This is a genomic window from Klebsiella sp. V115_8, from assembly GCF_029967715.1.
Taxonomy (GTDB): domain Bacteria; phylum Pseudomonadota; class Gammaproteobacteria; order Enterobacterales; family Enterobacteriaceae; genus Klebsiella; species Klebsiella quasipneumoniae.
In genome coordinates, this window is the sequence record NZ_JASCAR010000002.1 from 460,236 (window position 1) to 476,163 (window position 15,928).

Consider the following 15,928-nt stretch of genomic DNA (forward strand, 5'->3'; position numbering starts at 1 on the left):
GTTATCAATAATCTGCCATCTTTAAGGGATTTATTGCGCCTGGCTAAATAACAATATATGCAAAGGATTATTGTTTTTAGGATATGTCGGGATGGCAAAAGTTTATGTGGAATAAGCAAAAGGAAATCCGGCGTTCTGGCTTACAACCCGCTTTCGGCTGTGATTTAATCGCTCAATATCGCTAACCTTCCAGGAAAATACCTTATGAACAAGTCAGTTGCGCTCGGAATGACGCTCGCCCTGTTATCCGCCACCTCCTTTTACGCCACCGCCGATCAAATTATTCGCATCGGCTTTAACCCCGGACCGTATAAAGAACAATTTGAAAAAGGGGTCGCCCCCTATTTATTGAGTAAAGGATATAAAATCGAATATAAAGATTTCAGCGACGGTATTCAGGTCAATGACGCGGTAGCTCGCGGCGATATCGAAGCGAATATTATGCAGCATCCGGTATACCTGAAAGCGATCAATGAGCGACTGGGGACCGATAACGTCGGCATTGTGCAGGTACCCACGCCGCCGATGGGTCTGTACGGCGGCAAGCTGACGACCCTGGGCACCCCGGCAGCCGGCACGGTGGTGTCGGTGCCAAACCAGCCGTCGAACGAATATCGCGCGGTTCTGGTGCTGGAAAGCCTCGGCTGGGTGAAGATTAAACCGGACAGCGATCCCGCCACCTTTTCGCAGCGTAATATCGTTGCCAACCCCTATAACATCGTGCTTAAGGAGATGGACAATGCCCAGCAGGTTCGCGCGCTGCCGGACGTCGACTATGGCCTGATTCAGGGTAATTTCGCCGTCTCCAGCGGCATGGCGCTTACCTCGGCATTAAAGCTGGAGGCCGCTACCAGCCATTTTATTAACGTTGTGACCGTTGCCGGTAAAAATCAGAAGGCGCAGTTTGCCAAAGATATCATCGACGGCTATCACTCTGCCGATTTCAAAAAATATATTCTCAGCCATCCGCAGTATGATGGTTACCTGCTGCCTGATTATTTAAAATGAATAACGCGATGATAGAATTTCGCCATGTCAGTAAAACCTTTAACAGAAAAGGGCATCCGGTTCTGGCCCTGCAGGATATTAATCTCAGTATCGACCGGGGCGATATTTTCGGCATTATTGGCTACAGCGGCGCAGGGAAAAGCACCTTATTGCGGCTGATTAATCGTCTGGAAACGCCGGGTGAGGGCGAGGTGGTGTTGAACGGTGAGTCGCTCCAGGACTGCAGCGGCCAGCGCCTGCAGGCGATCAAAAAAGATATCGGCATGATCTTTCAGAATTTTAATCTGCTGAATTCGAAAACGGTATTTCATAACATCGCTATCCCGCTTATTTTGCAGGGACGCGACAAGGCCTTTATCCAGGCGCGGGTTGCGGAGCTGCTGGCGTTTGTCGACCTGAGCGACAAAATGCACAGTTACCCGAATGAGCTGTCGGGAGGGCAAAAGCAGCGGGTCGGTATCGCCCGGGCGCTGGCCACTAACCCGTCGGTGCTGCTGTGCGATGAAGCCACCTCGGCGCTCGACCCCCATACCACGGTACAGATCTTATTGCTGCTGCAGGAGATTAATCGCCGCTATGGCATCACCATTGTGCTGATTACGCATGAAATGTCAGTGATCCAGACAATCTGTCACAAGGTGGCGGTGATGCAGGCCGGGCGCATTGTTGAGCAGGGGACGGTTTTCGATCTCTTTGCCCAGCCGCAGCATCCGGTCACCGCCAGTTTCGTGCAGTCGGTGGTGCACGATCGTCTGCCGCAGCGGGTGGCGTCGCTCCTGCAACGCGACAACGGCGCCCGGGCTTTACGCCTCGAATTTATCGGCGCGACGGCCCGGCAGCCGATCATTAACCGCCTGATCCGCTTGTATGCTGTCGAGGTGAATATCCTGTTTGCCAGCATGTCCGAAGTTCAGGGCCGGATACTGGGATTTATGATTGTGCAACTCCTCGGCGAGCCTGACGAAACCGAACGCGCCATCACCTATCTGGCCGACGCAGGAGTGAAAATCATCCATGTTTGATCTTATTGATACCGCCATTACCGGCGAGCAGTTTCTGCTGGCGCTGCATGATACCCTGATTATGGTCGCCATCTCACTGGGCTTTGGCGCGCTGCTCGGCGTCCCGCTGGGAATTGTGCTGGTGGTTTGCCGTCCTGGCGGCATCGTGGCCAACCCGGTGGTGCATCAGGCGCTGAATCCGCTGATTAACGTGCTGCGCTCGCTGCCGTTTATCATTTTGCTGATTGTGATCCTGCCCTTCACCAGGCTGCTGGTGGGCACGACTATCGGCACCGCGGGGGCCATCGTGCCGCTGATCGTTTTTGTCGCCCCCTATATTGCCCGGCTGGTGGAGAGCTCGCTGCTGGAGGTGGATGAGGGGATCCTTGAGGCCGCAGACGCCATGGGCGCTACCCCTCTGCAGACCGTCTGGCATTTCATGCTGCCGGAGGCGGCGGCGTCGTTGATTCTGGCCCTAACCACCGCGACCATCGGTCTGCTTGGCGCGACCGCCATGGCGGGAACGGTGGGCGGTGGCGGGATCGGCGACCTGGCGATCACCTACGGCTATCAGCGTTTCGACGCCTTTGCCACCCTCACCACCGCCCTGGTGCTGATTGTTATTGTCCAGCTTATTCAGACGCTGGGCACCCGCCTGGCTCGCCGACTGCGTCGCGAATAACTGCTATACCGCGCCGGGGTTGCCCCGGCCAGCGGGAAAGCGGATCAGCGTGCGCAGACCGCGGCGAAGGCGCTGGCTACCCGCGCAATATTGCCGTGGTTGAGCCCGGCCACGCAGACGCGACCGCTGGCAATCAGATAGATGCCATGCTCTTCACGCAGAACGTCTACCTGATCGGCGCTAAAGCCGGTGTAACTGAACATGCCGCGCTGGGTCAGCAGATAGGAAAAATCCACCGCCGGCAGGGCTGCCTGCAGAGCCTTCACCAGCGCGACGCGCATGGCGCTGATGCGGGTGCGCATGGCCTCCACTTCCCCCTGCCACAGGGCATTCAGCTCGGGATCGTTGAGCACCTGCGACACCACCTGGGCGCCAAACCCCGGCGGGCTGGAGTAGTTGCGGCGCACGGTGGCTTTCAACTGGCCCAGCACGCGCCCGGCGGCATCGGCGTTGTCACAGACCACCGACAGGCCGCCGACACGCTCGCCGTACAGTGAAAAAATCTTCGAGAACGAGTTGCTGACCAGCGCCGTCAGCCCGGCGCTGGCGATGGCGCGTATGGCATAGGCATCTTCATCCAGCCCGCGGCCAAAACCCTGGTAGGCAATATCGAGGAACGGGATCAGCTCCCGGGCGATCAACACCTCAATCACCCGATCCCACTGCTCGGGGGCGAGATCGGCCCCCGTCGGATTATGGCAGCAAGGATGGAGCAGCACGATGCTGCGCGGCGGGAGCTGCTGGAGGGCGGCAAGCATCGCGGGGAAATTGACCCCACGGGTGGCGCTGTCGAACCAGGGATAGGTATGCACCTCGAAACCCGCCCCGGCAAAGATGGCCACATGGTTCTCCCAGGTTGGATCGCTGACCCAGACCGCGGAGTCGGGGAAGTAGCGCTTGAGGAAATCAGCACCCACCTTCAGCGCGCCGGAGCCGCCCAGCGTCTGGATGGTGGCGATGCGTCCGGCACGCAACGCCGGATGGTGTTCGCCAAACAGCAGCGTCTGGACCGCGCGGCGATAGGGAGCCAGTCCCTCCATCGGCAGATAGAGGCTGGCCTTGTGCAACTGGCTCTGCAGCCGGTCAGCGGCCTGACGGACCGCCTCCAGCTGAGGAATGATGGCCTGCTCGTTATAGTACAGCCCGATGCTAAGGTTAACTTTGTCTGCCCGGGGATCCTGTTGAAAGGCTTCCATCAGCGACAGGATAGGATCGCCCGCGTAGGCGTCAACGTTCTGGAACACAGTGGTTACTCCTGAAATGACCGTTCAAGGTGAAGCCATTACACCGCGTAGCGTCCTGGGCGGTGGTTCATGGCGATAATCGAATTCAAAATCACGGCGCCGAGGACAGAGACCAGCAGCATCGGCAGGCTAACCACCCACAGCGAGGCGGTGACGATGCAGGCGTCCACCACCATCTGGAATTTACCGGCGCGGATGCCGCTTTTATCCTGCAGATAGAGGGCCAGAATATTGACGCCGCCGAGGCTCGCTTTATGGCGGAACAGCACCACAAAGCCGATACCGACCATGATGTTGCCGAAGAGGGTGGCGTAATAGGGGTTCAGGCGATCGACATGGATAAAGTAGCCGTGCAGGTCGGAGAACAGCGACACCAGTCCGACCGCGCAGAAGGTTTTCAGCGTGAAGGCGGCGCCCATCCGCCGGACGGAGAGCCAGTAGAAGGGCAGGTTAATGGCGAAGAAAACCACGCCGAACGGCAGGTGGGTGGCGTAGTGGATCAGAAAGGCCATGCCTGCCGTCCCGCCGGTCAGGGCGCCGGCCTGGCGGAACAGGATAATGCCAAAGGAGATCATCAGCGTGCCGAACAGCAGCGCCAGGGCATCCTCCAGCCAGGTGTGGGTCAGTTTTTCAGGGGAAAGGACGTTATCCATAAATAAGCACTATCTTTTCGTTAACAAGGATAAGCTCTTGTTTGCAAAAATCGCACCAGAGGAGCGTGCCCGGGCGATTGGTTGCGGAAAAAATAGCCGTGGTTTAGCCTAACCTGTTGTTCTGTCGGAAAGAGAAAATCGCACGGGTCGTGCGAATAATGGTTATGAAATGCGTAAATTGTGCGAATTTACTGCTTATCATGCATTGACTGGCCCCGCATCTGCACCAGCGCAGGGCACTGTGCTCCGGTTCAGCGCAGCGAGGGCGTGCCCGGCATCAGCTGGCCGTTCTCCTTCAGGCGGTTGAGCACGACGGCGGTTTTCAGATGAGCCACCCCTTTGTTTTGCGCCAGAATATGGCTGATCAAATGGCTCAGTCCGGGCAGGTCCGGGACCGTTACCCGCAGCAGATAATCGGCGTCGCCGGTGGTTTTCCAGGCGTCCAGAATGGCGTCCACCTCACTGAGCATCTGATGAAAGCTCTCCACGCATTGCGGGGTGTGATTCAGCAGGCGCACCTCAATCAGGCCAAGCATCTCCTGCCCGGCGGCATCCGGCGCCAGACGCGCATGGTAGCCGAGGATAAGCTGCGCCTGTTCAAGGGCGATACGGCGGCGCGAACATTGGGAAGCGGACAGGCCGATAAGCTCGCTAAGCTCCTGATTGGTCAAACGGCCATTGGCCTGCAGCAGGGTAAGAATTTTCAGATCATAGTCGTCGATGTTGTACATAGTGGCCACTAGCGGAACGTAAAAGTGGCTACCAGCCTAACAGTTTTTTGCCTGGCGTGAAGCCTGACCCGACGGCGGCAAACCGGATGCACCAAAACGGGTCAGCTTCATGCATTAAGCCACTGGTTTTCTCATGATCTGTGCGTCATCTGGCCAATTTTCGCGCGTTATGCGCCAGGTCAGCGCCGCGATGACCAGCTTTCAGAACGAACTGGAAAATAATATTTCAATATAATTCAATGAATTATTTTTGACCTGACGCTCCGCGACGATCCGCTGGCCTGAAAGTTGCTACCGGCGAAAGTGACTTTTTACAGACAGGGGCAGGTCAGAGATGACAACGCAGCAAGAGCATCAGTTAAAGCGCGGGTTAAAAAACCGCCATATCCAGTTGATCGCCCTCGGGGGGGCGGTCGGCACCGGACTGTTTTTAGGTATCGCGCAAACGATCCGTATGGCAGGCCCCTCGGTCCTGCTGGGGTACGCCATCGCCGGGGTTATCGCCTTCTTTATCATGCGTCAGCTTGGCGAAATGGTGGTAGAGGAGCCGGTGGCGGGGTCGTTCAGCCATTTCGCCAACCGCTACTGGGGGCCCTTCGCCGGGTTTATGTCCGGCTGGAATTACTGGGTGTTGTACGTGCTGGTAAGCATGGCGGAGCTGACGGCGGTGGGGATCTATATTCAGTACTGGTGGCCGGAGGTACCCACCTGGCTGTCGGCGGCAATCTTCTTCGTGGCGATCAACGCCATCAACCTCACGCACGTCAAAGTGTATGGCGAGCTGGAGTTCTGGTTCTCGATTGTTAAAGTGGCCGCCATCATCAGCATGATCGCCTTTGGCTGCTATCTGTTATTTAGCGGTCACGGCGGGCCGGCGGCGACGGTGGCCAACCTGTGGCAGGACGGGGGATTTTTCCCTAACGGTATCACGGGCTTAGTGATGGCCATGGCGGTGATCATGTTCTCCTTCGGCGGGCTTGAGCTGGTGGGGATCACCGCGGCGGAAGCCGACGAACCGCATAAAACCATTCCCAAAGCCACCAACCAGGTGATCTACCGTATTCTGCTTTTTTATGTGGGGTCGCTGGCGGTCTTGCTGTCACTCTACCCGTGGCGGAACGTCGTGGAAGGGGGAAGCCCCTTTGTGCTGATCTTTCACGCCATTGACAGCAATATTGTGGCCAACGCCCTCAATCTGGTGGTGCTCACCGCCGCGCTGTCGGTCTACAACAGCTGCGTCTACTGCAACAGCCGGATGCTGTTCGGCCTGGCTCAGCAGGGCAACGCCCCGCGCGCGCTGCTGCGGGTGAACCACCGCGGGATCCCGTTGACCGCCCTGGCGGTGTCCGCCGTCGCCACGGCGCTTTGCGTGGTGATTAACTATGTGATGCCCGGGAAAGCCTTTGCCCTGCTGATGGCCCTGGTGGTGGCCGCCCTGGTCATCAACTGGGCGATGATCTGCATCACTCATCTTAAGTTCCGCCGCGCCATGCAGCGGGCCGGGAAGGTAACGGCTTTCCAGAGTTTCGCCTATCCCCTGACAAACTGGCTGTGTCTGCTGTTTCTCGCCGGGATCCTCGGGGTGATGTATCTGACCCCGGACATCCGCATCTCCGTCTGCCTGATCCCGGTATGGCTGCTGATCCTTGCCGCAGGCTATCTGCTGCGCAGGAAAAGCGCGCCGGAGCCGGTGGCGGCGCTGGAGGAGCGGTAGTCGCCGACGCCCTGCCTGGCGGCAGGGCGATAGTGTTTCGACTAAAAAATCACGGGGAAATAGATAATTACGATAAATGACATCTCACGTTATCGGTCTGGAAATTGACAAAAGCGCGGGGCAGACAGCATGGGGTTCTGGCTGGTCGTTATCCTGTTTATCGCCGGTGGGGAAGGAGAGCCGCCAGCGGGAACGAGGGCCGTGGCGGCGGAAGGGGGGAGATCAACGGCAGGCGCGTCGGCCAGGCCTTGGGTATACCGCAACAGGCTGCCTGTTAATCCACGTTAGTAAAATAATCGCGCGCGGCGGTCTCGACGCGCTTCGCGTCCAGCCCGGTCTTCTCAGTGATCTGCTCGATAAACGGTTTAAATTTTTCGTCCATCACGTTCCCTCCTTCCCAGTGGGCGACGTAGAATTTGCACTGATAGCGATAAAAATGGAGAGTGGTATCTCCTAACGTGTAGTACATGAGCTTCTCCTGTCCGGTATTGCGGTCACCGCGTCCACAGCGTCAGCAACCTTGTTCTCATCACGATCGATCTGTTCTCTATCCTCCTCCCAATTGGCTGAAATTTCCAGCGGTGCTTTAGGCAAAAAGGCAGGATAAAGAAAGGATAATCTGCTGACAGGCAGTGATTATTTCTGCAGTCGGGGTGGCGATCCGGTTACCTGCAGGCTGCGCAGATAACCGGAGTAACGACAGGCTTAGCGCAGCGCGTTGCGCTCGTCGTCGGTCAGGTCGAGGGTCTGCGCCACGCCGCTTTCTGCAGAGCGCGCCGCCGCTTCCAGGACGGCCATCACCGCCAGCGCCTGCACCGGCGGCACCGGATTGGCGATCAGGCCCTTCAGCGCGTCGCGGATCTGCATATAGTACTGGCGCTGATCGCCCGGCGGGGTAGGCTGGGTTTGGGTCTGCAGCGAGGCGTCATAGATAACCAGCCCATCCTCATCCTCGCCCCAGCCGGCGCTTCCCGGCACCACACCCGCCAGCAGCTGGCTCTCCTGCTGGTCGGCCCGGGCTTTGACAACGCTGCCTTTATCGCCATGCACCGTGAAGCGCGAGGAGCCCCCCGCGACCAGCATGCTGCAGTGGAGGATCGCTTTATGCGCCGGGTAGTTTAAGACCACATGCGCCCAGTCGTTGATCTCCGCGCCGTCGCGCAGGGTGGCGATATTGCCCTGTACCGACTGCGGCAGACCAAACAGCTGCAGCGCCTGATCGATCAGGTGCGGCCCCAGATCGAACCATAAGCCGCTGCCGGGGACGTTCTGCTCGCGCCAGCGGACGCGGACTTCCGGGCGGAAACGGTCGAAATGGGACTCAAAATGTTTCACCGTGCCGATGGCGCCCTGCTCAATAACCTGACGGATACCGAGATAGTCGCTGTCCCAGCGGCGGTTATGGAAGACGGAAAGCAGCCGCTGTTTCACCTGCGCCAGGGCGATCAGCTCCCGGGCCTCCTGCATATCAAGGGTAAAGGGTTTGTCCACCACCACATGCTTGCCGGCGTTCAGCGCCAGGCGGGCCAGCGGCGCGTGCGTGGCGTTGGGGGAGGCGATAACCACCAGATCGACATCCGGGTGCTGGACCGCCGCTTCCGGGGAAGCGATCACCGTGACGTCCGGCAGGTCGCGTTTGACTTTCTCTTCATCGCGCGAGGCGACGAAGGCCAGGTTCAGGCCCGGCACCGAACGGATAAGCGGCGCGTGGAAAGTCTTACCGACGAAGCCATAGCCAATCAGGGCGATATTTATCGTGTTGTTACTCATCAGGTTCTCCACGTTGTTAAGCGTCAGCAATATGTACAGAGAGGGCAGGATCATCCCCCAGCTCAGGCCAGGGACGATCGAGGAAAAGATGGTGAATGTCGCTGAGACCGGCCACCAGCCAGGGTTCGCAATGGTTGACTTTGGTATGGTCCGCCACCAGCCAGTGTTCCGCGCTGGCGGCGAGCATGGCGCGTTTTACGTCCGCATCGGCCTCCTGGCTGGCGCTCAGGCCCAGTTCGGCATGCAACGCGCAGGCGCCGAGAATCGCGATATCGGCGCGGTAGCGCGCCACCAGCGACAGCGTGGCGCTGCCGGCGAACAGCCGCTGTTCACTGTCCCACTGGCCGCCAAGCAGGATAAGCTGGATATCGGCGCGGTCGCTGAACAGCTGGGCGATATCCAGCGAAGCGGTGATCACGGTCATGGGGCCTTTCAGCTGGGTAGCGACGGCCAGCAGTGTGCTGCCGGCGTCGAGAAACAGCGTCGAGCCGGAGGGGATGCGCGCGGCGACCTGCTGGCCCAGACGCTGTTTCGTTCCGGGGAGCAGGGCGTTTCTTCCCTGGCGCGTCATCGCCGGGACGTTAAGCGCGATGGCGCCGCCGTGGCTTTTCTGCAGTACCCCCTGGTTTTCCAGCTCACTGAGATCCCGGCGTATGGTATCGGCCGACACCTGCAGCGCATCAACCAGTTCGCTGATGCTCAGCTGACCGGTTTCACTCAGCCGGTCAAGGATGTGTTTTTGTCGCGCGAGCTTATGCATGACGAGAGACTCCGCAAATTGACGCAATAAACGGCATAATACAGCAAAAAACCGCAAAATAAACCGCAAAAGGTCGCACTGAACCGCGCAAAACCTGAAGAACTTGATTTCACTACACTTTAACGTTAAATGAGGAAAGCGGGCGCGGCCCGGGGGAAAGCGCTTTTTAATGAAGCGATTAGCCTCTTTCACCGGGCAATAAACAGCGAAAAAGCGCGCTTTCGCGTACCTTATACAGAGCGCGCGCAATGCGACAGGCATGGATTAACGGAGGTTGAGTGGACGCGATTAAAGGCTCGGAGTTGCAGATACCGGACGCGATCTTCGCGTGGGTGCTCGACGGGCAGGGGGGCGTGAAGCCGCTCGCCGATGACGATATTATCGACAAAGAGAAGCCCTGCTGGCTGCATCTCAACTATACCCATAGCGACAGCGCCGACTGGCTGGCGGCCACCCCGTTGCTGCCCAATAACGTGCGCGATGCCCTGGCGGGCGAGAGCACCCGACCGCGGGTGACGCGGATCGGCGACGGGGCGTTGATTACCCTGCGCTGCATCAACGGCAGCACCGATGAACGGCCAGACCAGCTGGTGGCGATGCGTCTGTATATGGATGAGCGGCTGATCGTCTCCACTCGTCAGCGCAAAGTGCTGGCGCTGGACGATGTGCTGGGCGACCTGAAGGAGGGCAATGGGCCGACGGATGGCGGCAGCTGGCTGGTGGAAGTCTGCGACGCGCTGACCGATCATGCCAGTGAGTTTATTGAACAACTGCACGACCGAATTATCGACCTCGAAGACGACCTGCTCGATCAGCAGGTGCCGCCGCGCGGTTTTCTCGCGCTACTGCGTAAGCAGCTGATTGTGATGCGCCGGTATATGGCGCCGCAGCGCGATGTTTACGCCCGGCTGGCCAGCGAACGCCTGCCGTGGATGAGCGACGATCAGCGGCGGCGGATGCAGGATATCGCCGAGCGGCTGGGGCGTGGGCTGGACGAGATCGACAGCTGCATTGCCCGGACGGCGATCATGAGCGATGAGATCGCCCAGATTATGCAGGAGTCGCTGGCGCGGCGGACCTATACGATGTCGTTGATGGCGATGGTGTTTCTGCCCAGCACCTTTTTAACCGGCCTGTTCGGCGTCAACCTCGGGGGGATCCCAGGTAACAGCTGGCATCTGGGCTTTAGCCTCTTTTGCCTGATGTTAGTCGTTGTCATCGGTGGTGTTGCGTGGTGGTTACATCGCAGTAAATGGTTGTAAAGAATCGCCTTTTGGCGGCGACGATGCCGGGAAAACCCGGCAATGTTTGAGCGAAATCAATAAACCCTCTACCCATTCAGGGCAATATCTCTCTCGCAGGTGAATGCAACGTCAAGCGATGGGCGTTGCGCTCCATATTGTCTTACTTCCTTTTTTGAATTACTGCATAGCACAATTGATTCGTACGACGCCGACTTTGTTGAGTCGGCTTTTTTTTTGCGCTCTCCTGACCAGCTTCTACGCTTACTAAGACACCCGACGGTCTTCAGGCCGTTTACGCCTGCGGGTACGCCCGTATCACTTTCCGGGAGGCCACTATGCATTACGCTTCAGGGCTGACAGCCCAGTCCATCCCCATCTCGCCCGAGCCGAACGATCCGGTTCCTTTACCCGATCCGCGACCGCGCCCGCAGCCGCAGCCCGATCCGCCGCCTGATGAAGAGCCGATTAAATTGTCGCATCAGGAGCGGAGATCTGCGAGGATACGCGCCTGCAGATCGTCTGTCCTTTAATACGAGAATACATTGTGACCGCTTTTTCTACCCTGACTGTTTTACCTGCCGCCCAATTAGCCAACCTTAACGAGCTGGGTTATCTGTCGATGACGCCGGTTCAGGCCGCCGCCCTGCCGGCGATCCTCGCGGGGAAAGATGTGCGCGTGCAGGCAAAAACCGGCAGCGGAAAAACGGCCGCCTTCGGGCTGGGCCTGCTGCAGCATATCGATCCGTCGCGCTTTGAGACCCAGTCGCTGGTGCTGTGTCCGACCCGCGAACTGGCCGATCAGGTTGCCGGCGAGCTGCGCCGTCTGGCGCGCTGCCTGCCGAACATCAAGATTTTGATGCTCTGCGGCGGGCAGCCGTTTGGCGCTCAGCGCGATTCACTGCAGCACGCCCCGCATATTATCGTCGCCACCCCGGGCCGTCTGCTCGATCATCTGCAGAAGGGGACGGTTTCTCTCGACGCGCTGCAGACCCTGGTGATGGATGAAGCGGACCGCATGCTCGATATGGGCTTCAGCGACGCCATCGACGAGGTGATCCGCTTCGCGCCGGCTGACCGGCAGACGCTGCTGTTTTCCGCCACCTGGCCTGCGGCGATCGCGGCGATCAGCGGTCGGGTGCAGCGTCATCCGGAAACGATTGAGATTGACAGCGTCGATGCGTTACCGGCTATCGAACAGCAGTTCTTTGAAGTTTCCCGCCACGGCAAGATTGCGCTGCTCCAGCGTCTGCTCAGCCAGCATCAGCCGGCGTCCTGCGTGGTGTTCTGCAATACCAAGCGCGATTGCCAGGCGGTCTGCGATGCGCTCAACGCCGCCGGGCAGAGCGCATTATCGCTGCACGGTGACCTCGAGCAGCGCGACCGCGATCAAACGCTGGTGCGCTTCGCGAACGGCAGCGTCCGGGTTCTGGTGGCGACCGACGTCGCCGCCCGCGGCCTGGACATCAAATCTCTCGCGCTGGTGGTGAACTTCGAGCTGGCCTGGGATCCGGAGGTGCATGTTCACCGCATCGGCCGTACCGCCCGCGCCGGCGAACAAGGTCTGGCTATCAGCTTCTGCGCGCCGGAAGAGGCGCAGCGCGCCACCATTCTGGCCGACATGCTGCAATTATCCCTTAACTGGCTGCCGGCGCCGACGGGCAACGCTATCACGCCGCTGACGGCGGAGATGGCGACGCTGTGCATCGACGGCGGAAAAAAGGCGAAAATGCGCCCGGGAGATGTGCTGGGAGCGTTGACCGGAGATATGGGGTTTGATGGCGCCGATATCGGCAAAATTACCGTCCACCCGGCCCACGTCTATGTGGCGATCCGCCAGAATATGGCGCAGAAAGCGTATAAGCAGTTACAAAACGGTAAGATCAAAGGCAAAGCCTGCCGCGTACGACTGCTGAAGTAAGGGCAGAATAGCGCGTCTCAGGCGGCGGCCTGAGACGCTTTCGGGTTACTTCACTTCCACTACGTTCAGACGCAGCTCATCTAACCGGGCGTCCTCTTCCTCCGGCTGCCAGCCGGCAGGCTGCAGGGGAATCTCTTCACGGTCAAACGCCAGATCGCCGCCGTCCACCACCTCTGAACCGTGGGTGATGCCTTTAAAATCAAAAAGATTAACGTCGCTCAGGTGCGAAGGCACCACGTTCTGCATCGCGCTAAACATGGTTTCAATGCGTCCCGGATAACGCTTATCCCAGTCGCGAAGCATATCGGCGATCACCTGGCGCTGCAGGTTAGGCTGCGACCCGCACAGGTTGCACGGAATGATCGGGAAGCCCTTGGCCTGGGAGAAACGCTCGATGTCCTTCTCGCGGCAGTAGGCCAGCGGGCGGATGACGATGTGTTTGCCGTCATCGCTCATCAGCTTCGGCGGCATTCCTTTCATTTTGCCGCCGTAGAACATATTCAGGAACAGCGTCTGCAGGATGTCGTCGCGATGATGGCCGAGGGCAATCTTGGTGGCGCCGAGTTCGCTGGCGGTACGGTAGAGAATGCCGCGACGCAGGCGAGAGCAGAGCGAGCAGGTGGTTTTCCCTTCCGGGATCTTCTCTTTGACGATGCCGTAGGTATTCTCTTCGACAATCTTGTATTCAACACCCAGCTGCTCAAGATACGCCGGCAGAATATGCTCCGGGAACCCGGGCTGTTTCTGGTCGAGGTTCACCGCCACCAGCGAGAAGGAGATGGGCGCGCTTTTCTGCAGGTTACGCAGGATCTCCAGCATGGTATAGCTGTCCTTGCCGCCTGACAGACAAACCATAATGCGGTCGCCTTCTTCAATCATATTGAAGTCGGCGATCGCTTCACCGACGTTGCGGCGCAGACGTTTCTGCAGCTTATCGATGTTGTATTTCTCTTTCTTTGTAAGTTCTTGATTTTCTTGCATTATTAACATTCTCAAAATCTTAAAGGGGCATATAGGGGGCAAAACGTGTTAAAGCCCAAGCCGGGAATTCAACATAGAAACCTGGTCGCCATTCATTTCTTCTATCCATGTACTATAAACGTCGTACACCATTTGCGCGTTTTCATGCCCCATCTGATTGGCTATAAAAGACGGGTTTGCGCCAGCCGTCAGGAGCCAGCAGGCAAAAGTATGCCGCGTATGGTACGGATTCCTGCGGCGAATGCCAGCGCGTTTTACTGCAGCTTCCCATCTGCTGCCTATACTGCTGTGCGAGTAGCAGGGTTTTTGCTCGCCTTTCCGTCTCCGCGGCATGAAAACAAGTCGCAAATTCTGTTCCTCGCTTGAGCCGTATTCCCTGTGGTGAAACGTGATAGTGGCGACCGGATGTCCAGCTGTCAGTTCATGCTGCGCTTTGAGCGCGTCCAGGGCAGGGCCGAGCAATTGTATCGTCCGGTTTCCTGCTGCTAATGCCATACCGAGGCCTTTTGCTGAGGCGCTGGTGAGAGGTAACTCGCCGGAGATGTGCCGGGCGTGAGAAACCGTAAAAGCACCTGGGAAGCAATAAAATACCCGGCAATCAGTGCCGGGTTTTGGGGCTCACATAAGATTGGAAATCTGGCTGTAAGAGAGGTGTTTACTTTACTTGACCCTAAATGATAAGTCGAAACTCCTCATTTTTTAATGGAATATAGGTGAATGGAAGCGTTATAGGGAAGGAGTAGCCCTGCGGAAGAATGGCGATGCCTCAATCCCCCGCAGAACGTAAAGCGCGCAGCTAACCCGGCTGTGATATATAATCCCCTCCATACCAGCGGGGATGTAGAAGTGGAGCCGCATCCTCCGGCGTTGCATGAAAAAGGCGTATTAGGGATCTATAGACATAAGGAAAACAACAATTGGTATCGGTTATGAAAAAAACATTACTTCTGGTTTGCGCTGTTCTTATATCAAACTTGGCACTTGCTGCAGAAAATAAAGAAGAAGTTGTGCCTGTGCGGATAAGTTGCCCTAATCCTTATTATCCAGTTTCTGCCATGGCTAATCGGATTAGTGGCACTGTAAATTACGCTGCCTCAGTAAATGAAAAAGGGGAAGTAACTTCTGTTGAGACAACTGGTGCTGAGATCTTTTTTAGAGAAACAAGATCAGCAATGAGAAAATGCAAGTATGAGCCCGGAAAGCCAGGCATTGCGCGTGGAACAATAAGATTTCGTCCATCTCAACCGTAAATACTGCTAGCCTACCTGGATTTTGTGTACTGAGAGATCTAGCAGCCTGATGCTCTTGCAATGGGAGTCGAGCCAAGTGATGTTATGTTGGCAAGCTCTAGAGATTTACCTGGCAAAATCACTGGTTAAGGGGAGCAGGTTAGTCATGGTTGGCTGAAAAAAAACTGGAGACGAGTTAGGCTCTCCTGTTCCCGGTGTGATTGCTGAAAAATTTCGTGGCTGTGAGTTTTCCAACTTTCATTCATTCGGAGAGCTTTCAGGAAGGCGGTTTCTGATACCACTGAGCTAACTGAGCGGTTTGACAAGCTAGCTTAGGGGGTATCAAGTTAGAAACATGGTCGTTCATTCGTAAAATGAGCATGTCGGGGGAAGGCTTAAACATGAATTAGAACACGCAAAAGCTATTAAAATACCGGTGATGTGTATGGTATTGAGAACTGGCGAGTTATGATGCACAAAAAGCCATGTCGAAGTTCACTAAGCAATGGTGGTAAATGATGGACAATAAAAAAAGCATTTCTGATTACACCGAATCTGAGTTTTTAGCATTTGTGAAAAAGATATTTAATCCGGATAATACAACCGAAGATGAAGATGTGAAAAATGTTTTAGAGTTTGAACGTATCACTGAACACCCTGATGGTTCTGATGTAATTTTCTATCCTGCAAAGGGCCGAGAGGATAGTCCGGAAAGGGTTGTTAAGGAAGTGAAAGAATGGCGGGCCAGGAATGGCAAGCCTGGTTTCAAAGAGTAGCTGATCGGTACAGTTGCGTTATCTTACCTATCTTAACGTGATAATAGATGACTTCTGATTGAAACTCGCGCCGGCGGTTTTTTATTACGTTGAATTTATTATCGGTGAAAGTAGTTCACAATTTTGATTTTTTATCAACCAGCCCTAAAGATGCCGTCGGAGTCTGAGCAACTTCCTTAACTTATGCGCTTTGAGGGCATTCCCGATGCAAAAGGCA

General features: G+C 56.9%; 16 protein-coding genes and 1 pseudogene. 9 read left to right on the forward strand and 8 right to left on the reverse strand.

Annotated features, from left to right (window positions below; all coding sequences use genetic code 11):
- Nucleotides 1–204: 204 nt before the first annotated feature.
- The 3 genes from QLG03_RS04610 to QLG03_RS04620 are packed head-to-tail and all read left to right on the forward strand — an operon-like array spanning nt 205 to nt 2,691.
- Nucleotides 205–1,008, forward strand: a complete 804-nt coding sequence (locus QLG03_RS04610; protein ID WP_032452608.1) for a MetQ/NlpA family ABC transporter substrate-binding protein — start codon at nt 205–207, stop codon at nt 1,006–1,008.
- Between the two features lie 8 nt (nt 1,009–1,016).
- Nucleotides 1,017–2,030 carry an ATP-binding cassette domain-containing protein gene (locus QLG03_RS04615; protein WP_152842519.1) on the forward strand — a complete coding sequence of 338 codons (1,014 nt, stop codon included), beginning with the start codon at nt 1,017–1,019 and terminating at the stop codon, nt 2,028–2,030.
- The gene (locus tag QLG03_RS04620) at nt 2,023–2,691 is read left to right on the forward strand and encodes a methionine ABC transporter permease (protein ID WP_044522560.1); all 669 of its coding nucleotides are present in this window, start codon (nt 2,023–2,025) and stop codon (nt 2,689–2,691) included. The genes QLG03_RS04615 and QLG03_RS04620 overlap by 8 nt, the downstream gene beginning before the upstream one ends.
- 44 nt (nt 2,692–2,735) lie before the next feature.
- Here the strand turns inward: QLG03_RS04620 and QLG03_RS04625 are convergent, their stop codons facing one another.
- The 3 genes from QLG03_RS04625 to QLG03_RS04635 all read right to left on the reverse strand — a co-directional run bounded on the left by QLG03_RS04625 (nt 2,736) and on the right by QLG03_RS04635 (nt 5,319).
- On the reverse strand, nt 2,736–3,935 hold the full coding sequence (locus QLG03_RS04625; RefSeq protein ID WP_032452610.1) for an amino acid aminotransferase: 1,200 nt from the start codon (nt 3,933–3,935) through the stop codon (nt 2,736–2,738).
- 38 nt (nt 3,936–3,973) lie between these two features.
- On the reverse strand, nt 3,974–4,588 hold the full coding sequence (locus QLG03_RS04630; RefSeq protein WP_004176405.1) for a YitT family protein: 615 nt from the start codon (nt 4,586–4,588) through the stop codon (nt 3,974–3,976).
- Nucleotides 4,589–4,839: 251 nt separating this feature from the next.
- A complete protein-coding gene (locus QLG03_RS04635; protein WP_023289419.1) occupies nt 4,840–5,319 on the reverse strand; it encodes an Lrp/AsnC family transcriptional regulator in 480 nt (159 codons plus the stop codon).
- Nucleotides 5,320–5,653: 334 nt separating this feature from the next.
- Between QLG03_RS04635 and QLG03_RS04640 the strand changes: the two genes are divergently transcribed.
- The gene (locus QLG03_RS04640) at nt 5,654–7,033 is read left to right on the forward strand and encodes an amino acid permease (RefSeq protein ID WP_043522066.1); all 1,380 of its coding nucleotides are present in this window, start codon (nt 5,654–5,656) and stop codon (nt 7,031–7,033) included.
- Nucleotides 7,034–7,307: 274 nt separating this feature from the next.
- Here the strand turns inward: QLG03_RS04640 and QLG03_RS04645 are convergent, their stop codons facing one another.
- The 3 genes from QLG03_RS04645 to QLG03_RS04655 all read right to left on the reverse strand — a co-directional run bounded on the left by QLG03_RS04645 (nt 7,308) and on the right by QLG03_RS04655 (nt 9,563).
- Complete coding sequence (locus QLG03_RS04645; protein ID WP_004203980.1) at nt 7,308–7,502, reverse strand: hypothetical protein; 195 nt, start codon at nt 7,500–7,502, stop codon at nt 7,308–7,310.
- Nucleotides 7,503–7,738: 236 nt separating this feature from the next.
- A complete protein-coding gene (locus tag QLG03_RS04650; protein ID WP_048297380.1) occupies nt 7,739–8,857 on the reverse strand; it encodes an oxidoreductase in 1,119 nt (372 codons plus the stop codon).
- Nucleotides 8,820–9,563, reverse strand: a complete 744-nt coding sequence (locus QLG03_RS04655) for a DeoR/GlpR family DNA-binding transcription regulator (RefSeq protein ID WP_032452613.1) — start codon at nt 9,561–9,563, stop codon at nt 8,820–8,822. Before QLG03_RS04655 ends, QLG03_RS04650 begins: the two co-directional genes overlap by 38 nt.
- Nucleotides 9,564–9,841: 278 nt before the next feature.
- Here QLG03_RS04655 and zntB point away from each other — a divergent pair, with 278 nt between their 5' ends.
- From zntB to dbpA, 3 genes are all read left to right on the forward strand, one after another.
- Nucleotides 9,842–10,825 carry a zinc transporter ZntB gene (gene zntB, locus QLG03_RS04660; protein WP_032436262.1) on the forward strand — a complete coding sequence of 328 codons (984 nt, stop codon included), beginning with the start codon at nt 9,842–9,844 and terminating at the stop codon, nt 10,823–10,825.
- Between the two features lie 317 nt (nt 10,826–11,142).
- Entirely contained in the window at nt 11,143–11,337 is a 195-nt protein-coding gene (locus QLG03_RS04665) for a hypothetical protein (protein ID WP_274578588.1), read from the forward strand.
- Nucleotides 11,338–11,351: 14 nt separating this feature from the next.
- Nucleotides 11,352–12,725: an ATP-dependent RNA helicase DbpA gene (gene dbpA / locus QLG03_RS04670; RefSeq protein ID WP_044522571.1), complete on the forward strand. Its 1,374-nt coding sequence runs from the start codon at nt 11,352–11,354 to the stop codon at nt 12,723–12,725.
- Nucleotides 12,726–12,770: 45 nt separating this feature from the next.
- On the opposite strand, the gene ttcA is transcribed toward dbpA, so the two are convergent.
- On the reverse strand, nt 12,771–13,706 hold the full coding sequence (gene ttcA, locus QLG03_RS04675) for a tRNA 2-thiocytidine(32) synthetase TtcA (protein WP_023289425.1): 936 nt from the start codon (nt 13,704–13,706) through the stop codon (nt 12,771–12,773).
- A gap of 48 nt (nt 13,707–13,754) precedes the next feature.
- Nucleotides 13,755–14,189: pseudogene (locus tag QLG03_RS04680) on the reverse strand (tyrosine-type recombinase/integrase); the annotation flags it as partial.
- Nucleotides 14,190–14,635: 446 nt separating this feature from the next.
- Between QLG03_RS04680 and QLG03_RS04685 the strand changes: the two are divergent.
- Nucleotides 14,636–14,956 carry a TonB family protein gene (locus QLG03_RS04685; protein WP_071996700.1) on the forward strand — a complete coding sequence of 107 codons (321 nt, stop codon included), beginning with the start codon at nt 14,636–14,638 and terminating at the stop codon, nt 14,954–14,956.
- 497 nt (nt 14,957–15,453) lie between these two features.
- Nucleotides 15,454–15,711: a bacteriocin immunity protein gene (locus QLG03_RS04690; RefSeq protein ID WP_255987986.1), complete on the forward strand. Its 258-nt coding sequence runs from the start codon at nt 15,454–15,456 to the stop codon at nt 15,709–15,711.
- Nucleotides 15,712–15,928: the final 217 nt, after the last annotated feature.